Below are 17,319 nucleotides of genomic sequence, written 5' to 3'. Positions count from 1 at the left end.
TTGACCGCATCTGGTGTGTTTTCGCCGGACCGCACGGCCCGGCGAAAACACACCTGAAGCGGTCCTATACAGCCCTACTGCCCAAGGCTCGCGGTCGGGAGCCCCGACGGCAGCTTGCCGCCCTCGGCCTTGGTGTAGGTCTCCTCACCGGATTTTCCGGACCAGGTGACCTTCATGCCGCTCTTGCTGACCGAGTCGACCATTCCGGTGACCCGGTCCTTGCTGCCGTTCGTGCAGGTGAGATGGATCATCCGCATCCCGGCCTCCTCTCCGGCGGTCCCGCTGCACACGGCCCCACCGGTCTCGAAGAGCCCGGCCTCCTTGCCGGTGACCACCAGCGCGACGATCTTCCCGCCGCTCGTCGTGATCCAGCTGCCCTGCAACGCGTCGGAGGAGGCCGTCGACCCGTCCGAACCGGCCGTGGCGGTGGCGGCCGCGGACGACGTGCCCGACGGGGTGGCCGAGGAGTCGCTGCCGGAGTCGCCGCCGCTGCTGCACGCGGTCAGCGCCAGCGCGCCCACCAGCCCCGCCGCGGCGGCCACGATGCGCAGAGCCGGCCGCGTGGTCGCCGCAGTCGCTCCCGCCGCGGTCGTCCCCGCCGGAGCGGTCTCCGCCGACGCCGTTTCCGTGTGCGTCGTAGCCGTACTCGCCGTAGCCGTGGTCACCGCAACGCTCCCAAGCTCTAGGGGGTCGGCCGCCCGGCCGCCCGGACGACAGCGGCAAGCTACCAGGACTCACCAGGAGGACTTGCGTACGCCAGGTAGGTATCCGCTGTGGGCCTGGTCCCGCAGATTCACCCGGGACAGACCGAACGCGCGGAAGTAACCGCGCGGGCGGCCGTCCACCTGGTCGCGGTTGCGTACGCGCGTGGCGCTCGCGTCGTGCGGCTGCCCGCGCAGCTCACGCCCGGCGGCGAGGCGCTCCGCTTCGGTCGAGGAGGGCCGGCGGATGATCTCCTTCAGTTCGGCCCTGCGCACCGCGTACCGCGCGACGACCTCCTGCCGCCGCTCGTTCTTCGCGATCTTGCTCTTCTTCGCCATGTCGGTGCCTCGCCCCCGTCAGACCCGCACGCCCCGTGCGCGGATGCGGGCCACGGCCGCCTCCACGCCGATCGCGTCGACGGCCCTGACGGCACGCGTGGTCAGCCGGAGCCGTACGTGCCGGTTCTCGCTCGGCAGCCAGTAGCGCCTGGTCTGGATGTTGGGGTCGAAGCGGCGGGAGGTCCGCCGGTGGGAGTGGGAGATCCGGTTGCCGAAGCCGGGCTGGGCGCCGGTCAGCATGCAGTGGGCGGACATGGTGGCGTACCTCTCTCGCGCTGAAGACCCAGAAGCCAGCGCTAATGGGATTCATTTTCAGTAAGGTGTCAGTCGTGGCACGCAACGAACTCCGTCCGGTGATCAGGCTCCGGTCCACCGCAGGGACCGGCTACACGTACGTGACCCGCAAGAACCGCCGGAACGACCCGGACCGCATGACCCTGCGCAAGTTCGACCCGGTCGCGCAGCAGCGGCTGCTGGCCAGGGCGATCAAGAACGCCCGCGAGATGGCACTGCTGCCGTACGGGACCGCCCGATAGAACAGGGGACCGCCCGGCAGAACCCTCGCGCATCCCCAGGCGCCCCGCGCGGTCCGGCGCAGCCCCGCGCGGTCCCGCCCGGCCCCGCGTCCCGTACCGTCCTCTCTGTCGTCGCTCTCTGACGTCCCTCTCCGTCGTCGACGTGCAGGTTCTCGCCGGCGACGGGGAGCGGATGCCGGCCGTCCAGTGGGCCGATCCCGATCCGGCCAATCTCGCTCACCGGACCATCACACGGACGCTGGAACACGAGGGCCGGAGTACGCGTCTCTTCCTAGTGCATGGAGGATGCGATCCGGACGGTCCTGTGCAGGTGACGGTGCGCGGGATCATGGACGGGGGCCGGCGGTCGCATGTCCTGCGGAGGCCGGGGCAGACGCTGGAACGGGTTGAGTAAAGCGGACGTCAAAGCTGTAACCGCAGGAACACCCCGCGTGCACGTGCATCTGCTCATGCATCTGCACGTGAACAAGGTTATGATCCGGGTCAGTTGACCGCTGCATCAATGGTCACATCAGCCAGTTAGTGCACCACCGGGGAGCGACCTGTGGACCTCGACCTCGACGTTGACGGCGTGTACGGGGGGTTTGACGTGTACAACGGCATGGCTGCCACGCAGCTGGACGGAGTCGCCTGGCAGAAGAGCAGGCACAGCAACTCGCAGGGCTCCTGCGTGGAGTTCGCCCGGCTGCCGGGCGGCGACGTGGCGGTCCGCAACTCGCGCTTCCCGGACGGGCCCGCACTCGTCTACACGCGCGCCGAGATCGAGGCGATGCTCCTCGGTGTCAAGGACGGCGAGTTCGACCACCTGATCACGAGCTGACAGCGGTCACATCCGGGGCAACCCGGTGCGTTCGGTGCACAACGCACGGTAACGCGCGTAGAAACCCGGCGTCCTGAGACGCCGGGTCCGTCATTCGGCGGGCTGCAGCCGGAACAGCGCCCACACGACCTTGCCGTTGAGGGTGCCCGCCAGCGGATGCCAGCCCCAGCTGTCACTGAAGGAGTCGACGAGGAAGAGCCCGCGGCCCGACTCCGCCGAGAAGTCCTCGGAGTCGCGGGGGGCGGGCGTCTCGTGGCTGGGGTCGCGTACCGCGCACACCAGCCGTCCGGTCCACCGCATCAGGTGCAGCCGCACCGCCGGCGCCTGCGGCGCCGCGAGGCAGTCGGTCTCACCGGGCACCGCGTGCCGCAGGGCGTTGGTGACGAGCTCCGAGACGACGAGGCAGACGTCGTCGAAGCGGTCGCCGACGTCCCACTGGCCGAGTGTTCTCCGGGTGAACTGACGGGCTTCGCGCACCGCTTCGTAGCGGGCGGGCAGGGCACAGGAGGCGGCGTTGGACACGGCCGCGGGATCAAGCGGCGGAAGGCCCTGCCGTAATGGCTTGAGCATGGTCGATCCATTCGTCCCCATGCGAGGCACTCCCGGGAATTCGCGGTCGTTGCGATGCAGCGGTGGCGCGGGACCATGGTTTCGGATGCGCACAGCAGATGCAAGGGCAGATGCACGTGCACGCGACCGAATTGGACCCTCCCGTACCGCTTGTTGGCCATTTTTTCCGCCAACTTCCCGCCCTTGGCTTACTACCTGCTTGCAACTTCCTGTGCTTAAACTTTGGCCGCTTTCCGTTTCCGTAACCGGACGAGTACTGCTCGAAGTGTTTTAGTGGCAGACTGCGGGCCCTGAAGACGGTTGGGGAGGCTGGCGAACGTGAGCGCGGGAGAGCCCGGATCGGTGGTGCGGCGAATGCTGCTCGGCTCGCAACTCAGGCGGCTGCGCGAGGCCCGGGGCATCACCCGCGAGGCCGCGGGGTACTCGATCCGTGCCTCCGAATCGAAGATCAGCCGCATGGAGCTGGGCCGGGTGAGCTTCAAGACGAGGGACGTGGAAGACCTGCTGACGCTGTACGGCATCACCGACGAGGCCGAGCGCCAGCAGCTCATCTCCCTCGCCCGCGAGGCCAACGTGGCCGGCTGGTGGCACAGTTACTCCGACGTCCTGCCGACCTGGTTCCCCACCTATGTCGGCCTGGAGGGCGCGGCACATCTGATCCGCGCCTACGAGGTGCAGTTCGTCCACGGCCTCCTCCAGACCGAGGACTACGCGCGCGCGGTGGTGCGGCGCGGTATGAAGGGGGCCAGCGAGGCCGACGTCGAACGCCGGGTCACGCTGCGCATGGAGCGGCAGAAGTACCTGGTGGCCGAAAACGCCCCCGACTTCCACATCGTCCTCGACGAGGCCGCCCTGCGCCGGCCCTACGGCGACCGCGAGGTGATGCGCGGTCAGCTCCAGCACCTCGTCGAGATCTCCGAGCGCTCCAACGTACGGCTGCAGATCATGCCGTTCAGCTTCGGCGGGCACTCCGGGGAGGGCGGCTCGTTCACCGTCCTTAGCTTCCCCGAGTCGGACCTGTCCGATGTGGTCTACCTGGAACAGCTCACCAGCGCCCTCTACCTCGACAAGCGCGAGGACGTCGCCCAGTACGAGCAGGCGCTGAAGGAACTCCAGCAGGACAGCCCGGGACCGGACGAGAGCCGGGACCTGCTGCGCGGGCTGCTGCAGCTGTCGTAGATATATCGATGCACCTGGGGATTCCCCTAGATCATCGAACTGATGCCCCAACTGCCCTGTCACGCAAGTACGATGACGCGTGATCAGACCGTGATGTGGATGTGGACCGGGTGTCCGCATCGACTGCCGTCGCAGCAGGGGATCGAGGGATCACATGTCGTCCTATTTCACCGACCTGGCCCAGCAGTACATCGACGGTGAGTGGCGCCCGGGGACCGGTTCCTGGGACATCATCGACTTCAACCCGTACGACGGTGAGAAGCTCGCGTCGATCACGATAGCCGCGGTCGAGGAGATAGATGAGGCCTATCAGGCCGCCGCGCGTGCCCAGAAGCAGTGGGCCGCCACCAACCCCTACGCCCGCCGCGCCGTCTTCGAGAAGGCCCTGCGCCTCATCGAGGAGCGCGACGCGGAGATCACCGAGGCGATCATCGCCGAGCTCGGCGGCACACATCTGAAGGCCGCCTTCGAGCTGCACCTCGCCAAGGAGTTCCTGCGCGAGTCGATCCAGTGGGCGCTGCGCCCCGAGGGCAGGATCCTGCCCTCCCCGGTGGACGGCAAGGAGAACCGCGTCTACCGCGTGCCGGTCGGTGTGGTGGGCGTGATCAGCCCCTTCAACTTCCCCTTCCTCCTGTCGATCAAGTCGGTCGCCCCGGCGCTCGCGCTCGGCAACGCCGTGGTCCTCAAGCCGCACCAGAACACCCCCATCGTCGGCGGCACCCTGGTCGCGAAGATCTTCGAGGACGCGGGCCTGCCCGCCGGCCTGCTCAACGTCGTCGTCACCGACATCGCGGAGATCGGCGACGCCTTCATCGAGCACCCGGTCCCGAAGGTCATCTCCTTCACCGGCTCCGACAAGGTCGGCCGCCACGTGGCCACCGTCTGCGCCTCGCTCTTCAAGCGCACGGTGCTCGAACTGGGCGGCAACAGCGCGATCGTGGTCCTCGACGACGCCGACATCGACTACGCGGTCGACGCGGCGGTCTTCAGCCGGTACGTCCACCAGGGCCAGGTCTGCATGGCCGCCAACCGCGTCCTGGTCGACCGCTCGATCGCCGACGAGTTCACCGAGAAGTTCGTCGCCAAGGTCAGGACCCTCAAGGCCGGCGACCCGAGCGACCCGCAGACCGTCATCGGTCCGCTGATCAACTCCCAGCAGGCGGAGTCGATTTCGGCCACGGTCGAGCAGGCCGTCGCCGAGGGCGCCACGGCCCTGCTGCACGGCACGACCACCGACAACCTGGTCGAGCCCTCGGTCCTCACCGGTGTCCCGGCCGACTCCGACCTGCTCCGGCAGGAGGTCTTCGGCCCGGTAGCCTTCCTCATCCCGTTCGACGGCGAGGAGGAGGCCGTACGCCTGGTCAACGACACCCCCTACGGCCTCAGCGGCGCCGTCCACACCGGGGACGTCGAGCGGGGCGTGGCCTTCGCCAAGCAGATCGACACCGGGATGTTCCACGTCAACGACGGCACCGTGCACGACGAGCCCGTCGTCCCCTTCGGCGGCGAGAAGCACTCCGGGATCGGCCGCCTGAACGGCGAGACGACCGTGGAGTCCTTCACCACCCTGAAGTGGATCTCGGTACAGCACGGCCGGAGCGGTTTCCCGTTCTAGAAACCCGTTCGGACAGCTCGGTCGCCCGGGCCCTTTAGGACGCGATCTGTCCTAAAGGGCCCGTAGCTTCGGTCGTGTCAGGGAAACACCACCCGAGGAAAGGCGGCCGGTCATGGTCACTCACGTTCCCGCGGAAGCACAGGGCGACGAGCGCGGAGCACTGCTCTCCTTCATCGAGGAGCAGCGCGGCGGCATCCGCCGGGCCCTGCTCGGCCTCACCGACGAGCAGGCGGCGAGCAAGCCCAGCGCGAGCGAACTGTCCCTGGCGGGCCTGCTCAAGCACGCCGCCGAGGTCGAGCAGAGCTGGATCGCCCGCGCGAAGCAGGAGCCGCCGGCGATCCAGCGCGACCAGTCGAACTGGCACGAGACCTTCCAGCTGGTCGGCGACGAGACGGTGGCCTCCCAGCTGGCGTACTGGGAGCAGGTCGCCGCCGAGACCGAGAAGTTCATCCGCTCGGTCCCCGGCCTCGACGACACCTTCCCGCTCCCCGAGGCCCCCTGGTTCCCGGAGGGCAGCGTCTCCATGCGCTGGGTCTGCCTCCACCTGATCCGCGAGACCGCCCGGCACGCGGGCCACGCCGACATCATCCGCGAGTCCCTGGACGGCAAGACGGCCTTCGAACTGGTGGCGCTGGAACAGGGCGCCTAGGCCTGGCAGCGCCCCCGAAGGGGCGCGGGGAACTGCGCGACCAGCCACAACGGCGCCGCAGACGGCATACGGCACATCGCGGCACCCCGAGGGGAGCGCTCAGTGGTGGAAGCTGGTGGCCGCGCTCTTGTCGTGGGTCAGCGGGTGCGGCTGCCGGCGCAGTTCCGGCAGCAGCCGGGCCAGGTCCTCGACGAACAGGTCGGCCAGGTCCTTCGAGAAGCCGTTGCGGCACACCACCCGGAGCACCGACAGGTCCTCGCGGTTCGCCGGGAAGGTGTACGCCGGCACCAGCCAGCCGTTCTCGCGCAGCCGCCGGGACACGTCGAAGACGTCGTACGCCGTCACGTGGTCGGCGGTGGTGAAGGCGAACACGGGCAACTCGTCGCCCCGGGTCAGCAGCCGGAAGTCGCCGAGCGCCTCGACGCGTTCGGCGAGCCCGGTCGCCACGTCCCGGGACGCCTGCTGCACCGCGCGGTAGCCGTCCCGGCCGAGCCGCAGGAACGTGTAGTACTGCGCGACCACCTGGGCGCCGGGGCGGGAGAAGTTCAGGGCGAAGGTGGGCATGTCGCCGCCCAGGTAGTTGACCCGGAAGACCAGCTCCTCGGGCAGCGCCTCCTTGTCCCGCCACAGCGCCCAGCCGACGCCCGGGTAGACCAGCCCGTACTTGTGCCCCGAGGTGTTGATCGACGCCACGCGCGGCAGCCGGAAGTCCCACACCAGGTCCTCGTCGAGGAAGGGCGCGATCATCCCGCCGGACGCGCCGTCCACGTGCACCGGGACGTCGACTCCGGTGCGCTCCTGGAGGGCGTCCAGGGCGGCGCAGAGGTCGGCGACCGGTTCGTAGGACCCGTCGAAGGTGGAGCCGAGGATGGCGACGACCCCGATGGTGTTCTCGTCGCAGAGGTCGGCGGCGGCCTGCGCGTCCAGGTGGTAGCGGTCGCCCTCCATGGGGACGAAGCGGGGCTCCACCTCCCAGAAGTTGCAGAACTTCTCCCAGCAGACCTGCACGTTGATGCCCATCACGAGGTTCGGGCGGGCACTTCCCGGATAGCGGTCGGTGTTGCGCTGCATCCAGCGCCGCTTCAGCGCCATCCCGGCCAGCATGCAGGCCTCGCTGGAGCCGGTCGTCGAACAGCCGACGGTGTTGGCTGGATCCGGCGCGTTCCACAGGTCGGCGAGCATCGCCACACAGCGCCGCTCCAACTCGGCGGTGCGCGGGTACTCGTCCTTGTCGATCATGTTCTTGTCGTCGCACTCCGCCATCAGGATCCCGGCCTGGGGTTCCATCCACGTGGTGACGAAGGTGGCCAGATTCAGCCGGGCGTTGCCGTCCAGCATCAGCTCGTCGCGAACCAGCTGATAGGCGGTCATGGGCGGCAGCGGGCCGTCCGGCAGCCGGTGCGTGGGCGGGGCCTCGGCCATGCCGGCGACCGGGTTCGCCTCACCGAAGAACGGGTTGACGGACATGGGTCGCTCTTGGTGCTTCTGGGGACCTTTGTGGAGCGGCATGAAGAGTGCCTCCTGAACGACACGAGGGAATTCGCAAGGATCAGCGCAGGGCCGTACCGTCCGCCCGCAACTGCATTCTCGGCCGCCCGGTCACCAGCAGCCACGCGGGCAGCGACGCGATGCACAGCAACGCGATGATGCTCGGCGAGGCCACCAGCACCGCGGCCGTGAACAGGCTCACCCAGCCCTGGCGGGTGATCGCCAACAGCATGCCCAGCACACCCGCCGCCACGCCCACCGAGGGCTGGACCGCGGGCACCAGGGCGTGGGCGCACAGCCCCAAGGCGGCGCCGATGAACACCGACGGAAAGATCCGGCCACCGCGGAAACCGCAGGCGGCGGCCACCAGCAGGGCGGCCAGCTTGACGACCGTCATCACGGCGAACTGCCCGGCCGACCAGCCCTCCGGGTCCTTCGCCAGCTCCGCGACCTCGTCCAGCCCCTTGAAGAGCGTCAGATGGCCGCCCAGTGCCCCCAGCAGGCCCAGCACCAGCCCGCCGGCCGGAAGAGCCACCATGGGGTGCCCGAGGCGCCGGAAGAGGCCGTGGACGTACGGGAAGGCGTACACGGCACACATGCCGAGCAGCGCGGCCGCGGAGGCGACCACCAGTGCCGCCAGCTGGTCGGGCCAGTGCGGGCGGCCGAGCGCGGGCAGCCCGAGGTCCAGGGTCGGACGGGCCACCAGAGCGGTCGTCATCGAGCCCGCCCCCGCGGCCATCAGAGGTCCGAAGAGGTTGTCCCACAGGGCCCCCTTCAGAGGTTTCCCGGCCAGCGCCTCGGAGATCACCAGGGCCGCCGCCACCGGCGTCCCGAACAGGGCGCCGAGCGTCGCCGCGTCGGCCAGCGCGGGCCACAGCGAGCCCGGCAGCCGGGGCATCGCGAGCCGCCCCAGCCACAGCGCGAGCCCGACGTTGACAGCGATGAGAGGGTTCTCCGGACCGAGGCTCGGCCCGCCCGCCAGCATCAGCACGGTCGCCAGCACCAGCCCCGGCAGCACGGCCGGCGGCATCGCCACCGCCTCCAGGCCCAGGGTGGCCGGATCGGGCCCCGCATGCCCAGGCACCTTCCACACCACCAGCCCCACCGCGATCCCGGTCGCCGTGAGCATCACCAGCATCCACAGCACGGAGTACCGCCCGATGCCGAGCGCGTCCGGCAGGTTGTTCCACAGCACGTGCTGCAACCGCTCGGCCAGCGAGCTCACCAGCACGAACAGCAGACTGCTGCCGACGCCGACGACGAGTGCGGGCAGGATCAGCGGCAGCAGGGCACGCGCGGGGGCCGAGGGCGGGGTGGGGAGCGCCTGTTGCGCGGTGTCCTGGGCCACGGGCCCACGATAAGCGGGCAAAACCGACACAACATCCCGAAGGTCGCCGAACGGAACGGGCTTGCACCTCACGCGACGTGAGGACCCAGGGTGGAGCCCGGAAAGGAGCGGACATGAGCTACTCCGTCGGACAGGTCGCCGAATTCGCCGGGATCACCGTGCGCACCCTGCACCACTACGACGAGATCGGCCTGCTGGTCCCGGGCGGGCGCAGCCACGCCGGCCACCGGCGCTACGGCGACGCCGACCTCGACCGGCTCCAGAAGATCCTGTTCTACCGGGAGCTCGGCTTCCCGCTCGACGAGGTCACGGCCCTGCTCGACGACCCGGAGGCGGACCCCCGCGCGCACCTGCGCCGGCAGCACGAACTGCTGACCGCCCGGATCGAGAGACTGCAGAAGATGGCCGCGGCCGTGGAACACGCCATGGAGGCACGCAGGATGGGCATCGACCTCACCCCCGAGGAACGCTTCGAGGTCTTCGGCGACAAGGACCCCGAGCAGTACGCAGAGGAGGCCGAGCAGCGCTGGGGCGGCACCGAGGCCTACGCCGAGTCGCAGCGCCGGGCCGCCCGCTACACCAAGGCCGACTGGCAGCGCATGAAGGCCGAGGTCGACGACTGGAGCGCGCGTTACGCCGCCCTGGTGACCGCGGCCGAGCCGCCGGCCGGCGAACGGGCCATGGACATGGCCGAGGAACACCGGCGGCACATCTCGGCCTGGTTCTACGACTGCCCGCACGAGATGCACCGCTGCCTCGCCGAGATGTACGTCTCCGACGAGCGCTTCAAGGCCTTCTACGACTCGATGGCCCCGGGCCTGGCCGCGCACCTCAAGGAGGCGATCGAGGCGAACGCGGCCCGGCACACGGCGTGACGGGGCGCTGCGGCTACTCCTTGTCGAGGATGACGGCGGTGCCGTACGCGCAGACCTCGGTCCCCACGTCCGCCGCCTCGGTCACGTCGAACCGGAAGGCCAGTACGGCGTTGGCACCACGCGCGCGTGCCTGCTCGATCAGCCGCTCCATGGCCTGGTTGCGGGTCTGGACGAGCGTCTTCGTCAGCCCCTTCAGTTCACCGCCGATCATCGACTTCAGACCCGCGCCGATCTGACTGCCCAGGTGCCGGGAGCGCACGGTCAGCCCGAAGACCTCGCCGATGACCTCCCGCACCCGGTACCCGGGAACGTCGTTCGTGGTGACGACCAGCACATCGGCCTGCGGTCCCTGACCGCCGCCGTACTCTTCGATACCCATGTCCACAGCCATTCCCCAGGCCGGGCACAGTCCATCCAGGTTCCACCGGTGGAACCTGGGGCGGACACATTACGTTGATAGCTTTGTGCGCCCGCACAAGGAACCCGACGTGCCTTCCCCCCTCAGGAGCCCGGAACCGTGATGACGCTCGCCCTCGGCCCGAGCTGGCTGGACCCGAACCAACTTCTCGACTCGTTCGGTATCTGGGGCCTGCTCCTGGTCGTCTTCGCCGAGTCCGGCCTCCTGATCGGCTTCTTCCTCCCGGGCGACTCGCTCCTCTTCACCTGCGGCCTGCTGATCACCTCGAACCAGCTGGACTTCCCGCTGTGGGGCGCCGTCGCCCTGATCTGCGTCGCCGCGATCCTCGGTGACCAGGCGGGCTACATGTTCGGCAAGAAGGTCGGCCCGTCGCTCTTCAACCGCCCGGACTCCCGCATCTTCAAGCAGGAGAACGTCGCCAAGGCGCACGAGTTCTTCGAGAAGCACGGCCCGAAGTCCCTGATCCTGGCCCGCTTCGTGCCGGTGATCCGCACGTTCACGCCGATCATCGCCGGCGTCAGCGGCATGGCCTACCGCTCCTTCCTCACCTTCAACGTCATCGGCGGCGTCATGTGGGGCGCCGGCGTCACCCTGCTCGGCTCCTGGCTCGGCAAGATCGACTTCGTCAAGAACAACATCGAGGCGATCCTGATCCTGATCGTCCTCGTCTCGGTGGTCCCGATCATCATCGAGTTCCTGCGGGCCCGCGCGAAGGACAAGAAGGCGGCCCGCACGGAGCAGCCGCTCCAGCACCAGCCGGCCCCACCGATGACGGACGACGCGACGACCCAGCTCCGCCGCATCGAGCCGACGTACACCCCCGAGCCGACGTACACCCCACAGCAGCCCCAGCCCCACCCGCAGCAGCAGTACGGCCAGCAGCCCCAGCAGCACTACGGCCAGCAGCCGTACTACGACCAGGGCGGCTACAACCAGAGCGGCTACGGCCAGCAGCACAACCCGTACACCGAGGACCACTACCAGGCGCCCTGAGCAGCAGCGCCCTGTCTTTGTCTTTCAGGGGCGCGGGGAACTGCGCGATCAACCCCCACGCACCCGCAGCCGCCGTCCCACCTGAGCCCCCCACCCAGAGGGCGTTCAGAACCCCCTGGTCCGCTTCGCGGCCCTCCGCTTCCCGGCCGAGCCCACCCGCAGGGTCAGCCGGGAGATCTCCGACCCCAGATTGACCCCGATGGCGATGGCCATGGCGAGCGATGCCGCCTTGGCCAGCGACACCAGCCCCTTGTCGACCTCGTTCTGAGCCATCGACAGCAGCCCGAAATAGGTCGCCGACCCCGGCAGCAGCGGCCCGATCGCCGCTGTCGTGTACGGCAGCGCGGACGCGAACCGGTACCGCGACAGCAGCTGCCCGAACAACCCCACCAGCCCGGCCGCCACCGCCGTGGAGGCGACCGGCGAGATCTCCCCGGCGTAGTGCATCGCGCCGTAGACGGACCAGGCCACACCCCCGTTGAGAGTGACGGCCAGCACGGTGGATCGTTCCTGCTGGAGCAGCACCGCGAAGGTCAGCGACAGCACCATGGACGCGGCGATCTGCAACAGCGGCCGCTCGGAGGTGTTCAGCGCCACGTCGGGGTTGAGCCGGCCGCCCAGCTTCACGCCGAAGTACAGGACCGTCAGCACCCCGATGACGATGCCCACGAAGAAGTACATGACCTCCAGCAGGCGCGCGGAGGCGGTGATGTAGAACCCGGTCAGCCCGTCCTGGACGCCTGCGACCAGGGCCCGCCCGGGCAGCAGTGCGAACAGCCCACCGGTGACGACGGCGGACGCCGCGACGTCGATGTGGGCGAGCGAGAAGGCGATCCCGATCGCGGCCGGCGGCATCGCGGCGATCATGAACTGGTAGAACTCCGGCAGCCCCCGCCCCGCGCACAGCCACGCCAGCCGGTCGCCGAGCATCGCACCGATCGCGGCTGCCACGAACACCAGGAAGTCACCGCCGACCAGCACGGAGGCGGCCCCGGCGAGCAGCCCGCTCGCGGCGGTGAGCGCCCAGCCGGGATACGGGTGCCGGTTGCGGCGGATCTCCGCGAGCCGCCGGTAGGCCTCCTCCAGGGAGACCTGGGTCTCGGGGTCGGTGAGGTCGGCCACGAGCCGGAAGACGGCGGACAGGCGCGTGTAGTCGGTTCCGCGCCGCCGCACCGTCCGGGACGCCGTCACCGGGTCGTCGACGAGCGAGGGCTGGTACGAGATCGCCAGCAGGGTGAAGGTGACGCCCGGCTCGCACCGGTCGAGGCCGTACGACCGGCAGACCGCGAACATCGCGGCCTCCACGTCCTCCGCGCCCTCGCCGCCCGCCAGCAGCAACTCACCGATACGCAGCGTCAGGTCGAGCACGCGCGGAACGGCGGGGCCGCCCTCCTCGGCCTTCTGCAGCGGCTCCGGCGCCGGCCGCTCGGCCACCGGCATGCGCAGCATCGTGCGCATCCGGTCCTGCCAGGGCGCGTCCTTGACGAGGCTGACCGTGGGGAACCCGGAGGCGGGCGTGAAGGCGGCCGGGGCGTCGTCGGCGCTGTAGGTGCTCGGCGTGCTGAACGCCGACCCCGCCGGCCCGCCGGTCACCGGCTGCGGCGCCACCAGCCCCTCCGGCACGGTGAACTCCGACGTGGACTCGGACTCGCCACCGCCCTCGGGGACCGCGATGCCCGCCGGAACGGCGAACTCGGACGTGATCTCCGGGTCGTACCGCGCCTCGTCCGACCGGGGCTTGCGGTCCTCCGCCTCCGTCACCGTCGTAACGCTCCCTGAACGACATCTGCACGTGAGCCTCAGTATGCGCGTGACCATGCGGCGGACACGAAAAACGGGCCCCACGCGTGCGTGCGGCCCGTTTCCCGGTTACGGCTTGCCGGGGTGGTCTCAGTGACCGCCCGACTCCTTGAAGCGCTTGTAAGACCGCTCGATCTCGATCTCGGCGTCGGTGCGGCCCACCCAGTTGGCGCCCTCGACGGACTTGCCGGGCTCCAGGTCCTTGTAGACCTCGAAGAAGTGCTGGATCTCCAGGCGGTCGAACTCCGACACGTGGTGGATGTCGCGCAGGTGCTCCACGCGCGGGTCGGTGGCCGGGACGCACAGCAGCTTGTCGTCGCCGCCGGCCTCGTCGGTCATCCGGAACATGCCGATCGCGCGGCACTTGATGAGGCAGCCCGGGAAGGTGGGCTCGTCCAGGATGACCAGCGCGTCCAGCGGGTCACCGTCCTCGCCGAGGGTGTTCTCGACGAAGCCGTAGTCGGTCGGGTAGGCGGTCGAGGTGAAGAGACGACGGTCCAGGCGGATCCGACCGGTCTCGTGGTCCACCTCGTACTTGTTCCGCGAACCCTTCGGGATCTCGATCGTGACGTCGAACTCCACCGGTGGCTCCTCCATGATCAACACATAGTTCTGATGGTTAAGTGTCCCCCACGCAGGTGTGTGATCGCGAAAGGGGCTGGTGGTCGTGCCAGAGCTGAGGCCTTGGCAGTCCGCGAAACCGCGTGTGCGGAAGATCGCGGGCGTCGTACGACCGCGGCTGGCCCGCCTCGCGACGGCCACGAAACCGCAGGTCGCGCGGTTGCGGCGGGCGGTGGGACCGCAACTTGCACGCGTCACGCGCGCGACGGGACCCCGGCTGGCCACCCTGGTCCGCCCCCCTCGACCTCGGTTCCGGACCCTCAGGACCTGGCAGTACACCGCGGGCGCCGCCACGGCCGGGCTCGCGCTGGCCGCCGGTGCGGTGACCGCGGCGGGCCCCTGGGACGCCGACGGCCAGCGTACGGCCGAGCGGGACCGGGCCGCCGCCCTGGAGCGGACGGGTGGCACAGATCACGGCTCCGGTGCGGACTCCGTCACAGCCGAGGGCAGGCCCAGCCCCGCGCCCAGCGCCGGATCCGTCCTGGCGGGCCTGGGCGGCGCCACGAACACCGTGAAGTCGGCGCCCGCCGGAAAGTCCGCGGGAATCTCCGGAACGGCCGCCAGAGACCTCCTGGGACCCCTGCTGGACTCCTCGTCGCTCGGCAGCACCCGCACCGCCGTGGTCGTCGACGTGGCCACCGGCAGCCGCCTGTACGGCTCCGGCGCCGACACCGCCCTCACTCCCGCCTCCACCACCAAGATCGCCACGGCCGTCGCCGCCCTCTCCGCCCTCGGCGCCGACCACCGCATCACCACGCGCGTGGCCCTCGAACCCGGCACCAGGGAGGTCGTCCTGGTCGGCGGCGGCGACCCCACCCTGACCGCCCGCAAGGACGCGGCGGGCTGGGCCAGTCTGCGCACCCTCGCCACCGAGACGGCCAAGTCGCTGACCGCGCGGGGCATCAAACAGATCACCCTCTCGTACGACACCACGCTCTACTCCGGCTCCGACCAGCACCCCATCGGCGTCAACGGCAACCTCGCGCGGGTGAGCCCCCTGACGGCCGACGAGGGCCGCACCAACGACTCCGTCGAGGGGCCGGTGACCCGGGTGAGCGACCCGGCGGCCGACGCGGCACGGAAGTTCGCGGGCTTCCTGACGGACGCCGGCATCAAGACGTCGTCCCCCGGCACCTCCAAGGCGAGCAGCCGGGCCGACACCCTCGCCACCGTCTCCTCGCCACCGCTGTCCTCGATCGTCGAGCGCATGCTGACCAACAGCGACAACGACATCGCCGAGGCCCTGGCCCGGCAGACCGCGCTGGCGAGCGGCAGGCCGGCCAGCTTCGACGGGGGAGCGGCCGCGATCGACGCCCAGCTGACCAAGCTGGGCCTGCCGATGACCGGCGCCTCCTTCCACGACGGCAGCGGCCTGAACCGCGACGACCGGCTGACGGCGAACCTCCTCACCGCCCTCCTCGTCAAGGCCGCCGACGCCGACCGGCCGAGCCTGCGCGCGGTCCTCACCGGCCTCCCCGTCGCCGGCTTCACGGGCACCCTCACCAGCCGCTACACGGACGGCGCGGCAGGCGTCGTCCGCGCGAAGACCGGCACCCTGACCGGCGTCAACACCCTCGCGGGCACGGTCGTCGACAAGGACGGCCGCCTCCTGGCCTTCGCCTTCCTGACCTCGAACACGACGAATCCGGCAGCGGCCCAGGCGGCCCTGGACAAAACAGCGACGGCCCTGGCGGGCCTGTAACGACCGCCCGTAACCACCGTCTGCGGTCTGCGGTCTGCGGTCTGCGGTCTGCCGCTTGCCGTCTGCTGCCTGCCGTCACCGCCCACGGGCCGCCCATCGCTGCACAGCAGCGCGCCCGCCGCTCCCGAACCGCTCCAACCGCCGTGGGCAGGCGTTCCGCAGGGCGATGGGGGTCCCCCCGCTCGAGCGAAGTCGAGAGTGGGGGAGGGTGGGCACGGCCGACAGCGCCGGGCACCGCGAAACCAACGCTCGCCCCTGCCGACGCAAGCACCCCGACCCCGCCCCGCCGCACAAGTCACGCCAACCTCACCAACCCCCACGGCCTGCCCCAAGTGGGAGCGTTAACGTACGGTTGACGCATGACGAGCATCGGTGGCGCTGCTTCTTCTGGGATGGTCGACTGGAATCTCGCGGTGGCGACCGCGACCCGACTCGTGCGGCCGGGGCCCGAGGTGAGCCGCGACGAGGCCCGGGTCATCGTCGCGGAGCTGCGGCGGCACGCGAAGGCCTCGGAGGAACACGTCCGGGGCTTCACTCGTATGGGGACCGACGACGTACACGACACCCCCGTTCTGGTGGTGGACCGCCCCGGCTGGGTGAAGGCCAACGTCGCCGGGTTCCGGGAACTCCTCAAGCCGTTGCTCGACAAGATGCAGGAGCGGCGGGCCGGCACCCCCGGCGGCACCGTCCTCGGCGCGGTCGGCGGCAAGGTGACCGGCGTGGAACTCGGCATGCTCCTGTCGTTCCTGTCGTCCCGGGTCCTCGGCCAGTACGAGACCTTCGCCCCCTCCTCCCGCGACCTCCCGGCGGACGAGAACGGCGGCGGCCGGCTGCTGCTCGTCGCCCCGAACATCGTCCACGTGGAGCGCGAACTCGACGTACAGCCCCATGACTTCCGCCTGTGGGTGTGCCTGCACGAGGAGACGCATCGCACCCAGTTCTCGGCGGTGCCCTGGCTGCGCGCCCATCTGGAGGGCGAGATCCAGTCGTTCCTCTCGGAGACCGACGTCGACCCGATGACCGTCCTCGAACGCATCCGGGACGCCGCCCAGTCCCTTGCCGGCAGCCGCCCCGAGGCCGAGGAGGACGACGGCGGACGGTCGTTCGTCGAACTGGTGCAGACCCCCGCCCAGCGCGAGATCCTCGGCCGGCTCACCGCCGTCATGTCCCTCCTGGAGGGCCACGCCGACTTCGTCATGGACGGCGTCGGACCCGCGGTCGTGCCGACCGTCGCCGAGATCCGCGAGAAGTTCCAGCAGCGGCGCGCCAAGGGCGCCTCCCGGCTCGACATGACCCTGCGCAAGCTGCTCGGCCTGGATGCCAAACTCCGTCAGTACCGGGACGGCGAACGGTTCGTGCGGGCCGTCGTCGACCAGGTCGGCATGGACGGCTTCAACCGGGTGTGGACCTCCCCGAACACCCTGCCGACCAAGGCGGAGATCGCCAAACCGGCGGACTGGGTCGCGCGGGTGCACCGCAAGGCCGAGTCGTGAACCAGCGGATGTGTGGTGAACCGAAACCGGCCGACGGCAGGCGAACGCCCCTCCAATCACCCGTCCGAGGGACCGTGAGCGATGGGTAGGCGTGCAATGCTCGGGGAACGGCCCGTTTCTGTCACCATCTACACACTCTGAGTGACCGGTCTCGGGTTCACCCCCCGAAAAC

18 protein-coding genes are annotated in these 17,319 nt (G+C 70.0%); 9 read left to right on the top strand and 9 right to left on the bottom strand.

Going from position 1 to position 17,319, the window contains the following annotated elements:
- Positions 1–74: 74 nt before the first annotated feature.
- The 3 genes from ACFWPS_RS31910 to rpmB form a co-directional block, all read right to left on the bottom strand.
- Complete coding sequence (locus ACFWPS_RS31910; protein ID WP_383711242.1) at positions 75–551, bottom strand: hypothetical protein; 477 nt, start codon at positions 549–551, stop codon at positions 75–77.
- A gap of 183 nt (positions 552–734) precedes the next feature.
- A complete protein-coding gene (rpsN, locus tag ACFWPS_RS31905; protein ID WP_383711232.1) occupies positions 735–1,040 on the bottom strand; it encodes a 30S ribosomal protein S14 in 306 nt (101 codons plus the stop codon).
- An 18-nt stretch (positions 1,041–1,058) separates the two neighbouring features.
- Entirely contained in the window at positions 1,059–1,295 is a 237-nt protein-coding gene (gene rpmB / locus ACFWPS_RS31900; RefSeq protein WP_383711229.1) for a 50S ribosomal protein L28, read from the bottom strand.
- Positions 1,296–1,369: 74 nt separating this feature from the next.
- On the opposite strand from rpmB, the gene rpmG reads away from it, so the two are divergent.
- Together rpmG and ACFWPS_RS31890 are read left to right on the top strand one after the other, a co-directional pair.
- A complete protein-coding gene (gene rpmG / locus ACFWPS_RS31895) occupies positions 1,370–1,576 on the top strand; it encodes a 50S ribosomal protein L33 (protein WP_383711227.1) in 207 nt (68 codons plus the stop codon).
- Positions 1,577–2,177: 601 nt separating this feature from the next.
- Positions 2,178–2,396 carry a DUF397 domain-containing protein gene (locus ACFWPS_RS31890; protein ID WP_089100703.1) on the top strand — a complete coding sequence of 73 codons (219 nt, stop codon included), beginning with the start codon at positions 2,178–2,180 and terminating at the stop codon, positions 2,394–2,396.
- A 90-nt stretch (positions 2,397–2,486) separates the two neighbouring features.
- On the opposite strand, the gene ACFWPS_RS31885 is transcribed toward ACFWPS_RS31890, so the two are convergent.
- On the bottom strand, positions 2,487–2,966 hold the full coding sequence (locus tag ACFWPS_RS31885) for an ATP-binding protein (protein ID WP_383711225.1): 480 nt from the start codon (positions 2,964–2,966) through the stop codon (positions 2,487–2,489).
- 354 nt (positions 2,967–3,320) lie between these two features.
- Between ACFWPS_RS31885 and ACFWPS_RS31880 the strand changes: the two genes are divergently transcribed.
- The 3 genes from ACFWPS_RS31880 (at position 3,321) to ACFWPS_RS31870 (ending at position 6,409) form a co-directional block, all read left to right on the top strand.
- Positions 3,321–4,145: a helix-turn-helix domain-containing protein gene (locus tag ACFWPS_RS31880; protein ID WP_383711239.1), complete on the top strand. Its 825-nt coding sequence runs from the start codon at positions 3,321–3,323 to the stop codon at positions 4,143–4,145.
- A 154-nt stretch (positions 4,146–4,299) separates the two neighbouring features.
- On the top strand, positions 4,300–5,760 hold the full coding sequence (locus tag ACFWPS_RS31875) for an aldehyde dehydrogenase family protein (RefSeq protein WP_383711223.1): 1,461 nt from the start codon (positions 4,300–4,302) through the stop codon (positions 5,758–5,760).
- A 112-nt stretch (positions 5,761–5,872) separates the two neighbouring features.
- Entirely contained in the window at positions 5,873–6,409 is a 537-nt protein-coding gene (locus ACFWPS_RS31870; protein ID WP_383711221.1) for a DinB family protein, read from the top strand.
- Between the two features lie 99 nt (positions 6,410–6,508).
- Here the strand turns inward: ACFWPS_RS31870 and ACFWPS_RS31865 are convergent, their stop codons facing one another.
- Together ACFWPS_RS31865 and ACFWPS_RS31860 are read right to left on the bottom strand one after the other, a co-directional pair.
- A complete protein-coding gene (locus tag ACFWPS_RS31865; RefSeq protein WP_383711218.1) occupies positions 6,509–7,918 on the bottom strand; it encodes a glutamate decarboxylase in 1,410 nt (469 codons plus the stop codon).
- Positions 7,919–7,958: 40 nt separating this feature from the next.
- Positions 7,959–9,245, bottom strand: coding sequence for an ion channel protein (locus tag ACFWPS_RS31860; RefSeq protein ID WP_383711215.1), 1,287 nt, complete (start codon positions 9,243–9,245; stop codon positions 7,959–7,961).
- Between the two features lie 113 nt (positions 9,246–9,358).
- Between ACFWPS_RS31860 and ACFWPS_RS31855 the strand changes: the two genes are divergently transcribed.
- On the top strand, positions 9,359–10,120 hold the full coding sequence (locus ACFWPS_RS31855) for a MerR family transcriptional regulator (RefSeq protein WP_383711213.1): 762 nt from the start codon (positions 9,359–9,361) through the stop codon (positions 10,118–10,120).
- A 13-nt stretch (positions 10,121–10,133) separates the two neighbouring features.
- Here the strand turns inward: ACFWPS_RS31855 and ACFWPS_RS31850 are convergent, their stop codons facing one another.
- On the bottom strand, positions 10,134–10,499 hold the full coding sequence (locus tag ACFWPS_RS31850) for a YbjQ family protein (RefSeq protein WP_383711211.1): 366 nt from the start codon (positions 10,497–10,499) through the stop codon (positions 10,134–10,136).
- 141 nt (positions 10,500–10,640) lie between these two features.
- Between ACFWPS_RS31850 and ACFWPS_RS31845 the strand changes: the two genes are divergently transcribed.
- On the top strand, positions 10,641–11,531 hold the full coding sequence (locus tag ACFWPS_RS31845) for a DedA family protein (RefSeq protein ID WP_383711237.1): 891 nt from the start codon (positions 10,641–10,643) through the stop codon (positions 11,529–11,531).
- A gap of 105 nt (positions 11,532–11,636) precedes the next feature.
- On the opposite strand, the gene ACFWPS_RS31840 is transcribed toward ACFWPS_RS31845, so the two are convergent.
- Positions 11,637–13,292, bottom strand: a complete 1,656-nt coding sequence (locus ACFWPS_RS31840; protein ID WP_383711208.1) for a threonine/serine exporter ThrE family protein — start codon at positions 13,290–13,292, stop codon at positions 11,637–11,639.
- 129 nt (positions 13,293–13,421) lie between these two features.
- A complete protein-coding gene (locus ACFWPS_RS31835; protein ID WP_217556031.1) occupies positions 13,422–13,913 on the bottom strand; it encodes an inorganic diphosphatase in 492 nt (163 codons plus the stop codon).
- A gap of 124 nt (positions 13,914–14,037) precedes the next feature.
- Between ACFWPS_RS31835 and dacB the strand changes: the two genes are divergently transcribed.
- A complete protein-coding gene (gene dacB, locus ACFWPS_RS31830) occupies positions 14,038–15,654 on the top strand; it encodes a D-alanyl-D-alanine carboxypeptidase/D-alanyl-D-alanine-endopeptidase (protein ID WP_383711205.1) in 1,617 nt (538 codons plus the stop codon).
- 359 nt (positions 15,655–16,013) lie between these two features.
- Positions 16,014–17,147, top strand: coding sequence for a zinc-dependent metalloprotease (locus ACFWPS_RS31825; RefSeq protein ID WP_383711203.1), 1,134 nt, complete (start codon positions 16,014–16,016; stop codon positions 17,145–17,147).
- The last annotated feature ends 172 nt before the right edge of the window (positions 17,148–17,319 follow it).

It is taken from the genome of Streptomyces sp. NPDC058457 (genome assembly GCF_042720695.1).
Lineage (GTDB): Bacteria > Actinomycetota > Actinomycetes > Streptomycetales > Streptomycetaceae > Streptomyces.
The sequence above is the reverse complement of the archived record's forward strand: the minus strand, read 5'-3'. Positions and strand labels throughout refer to the sequence as shown.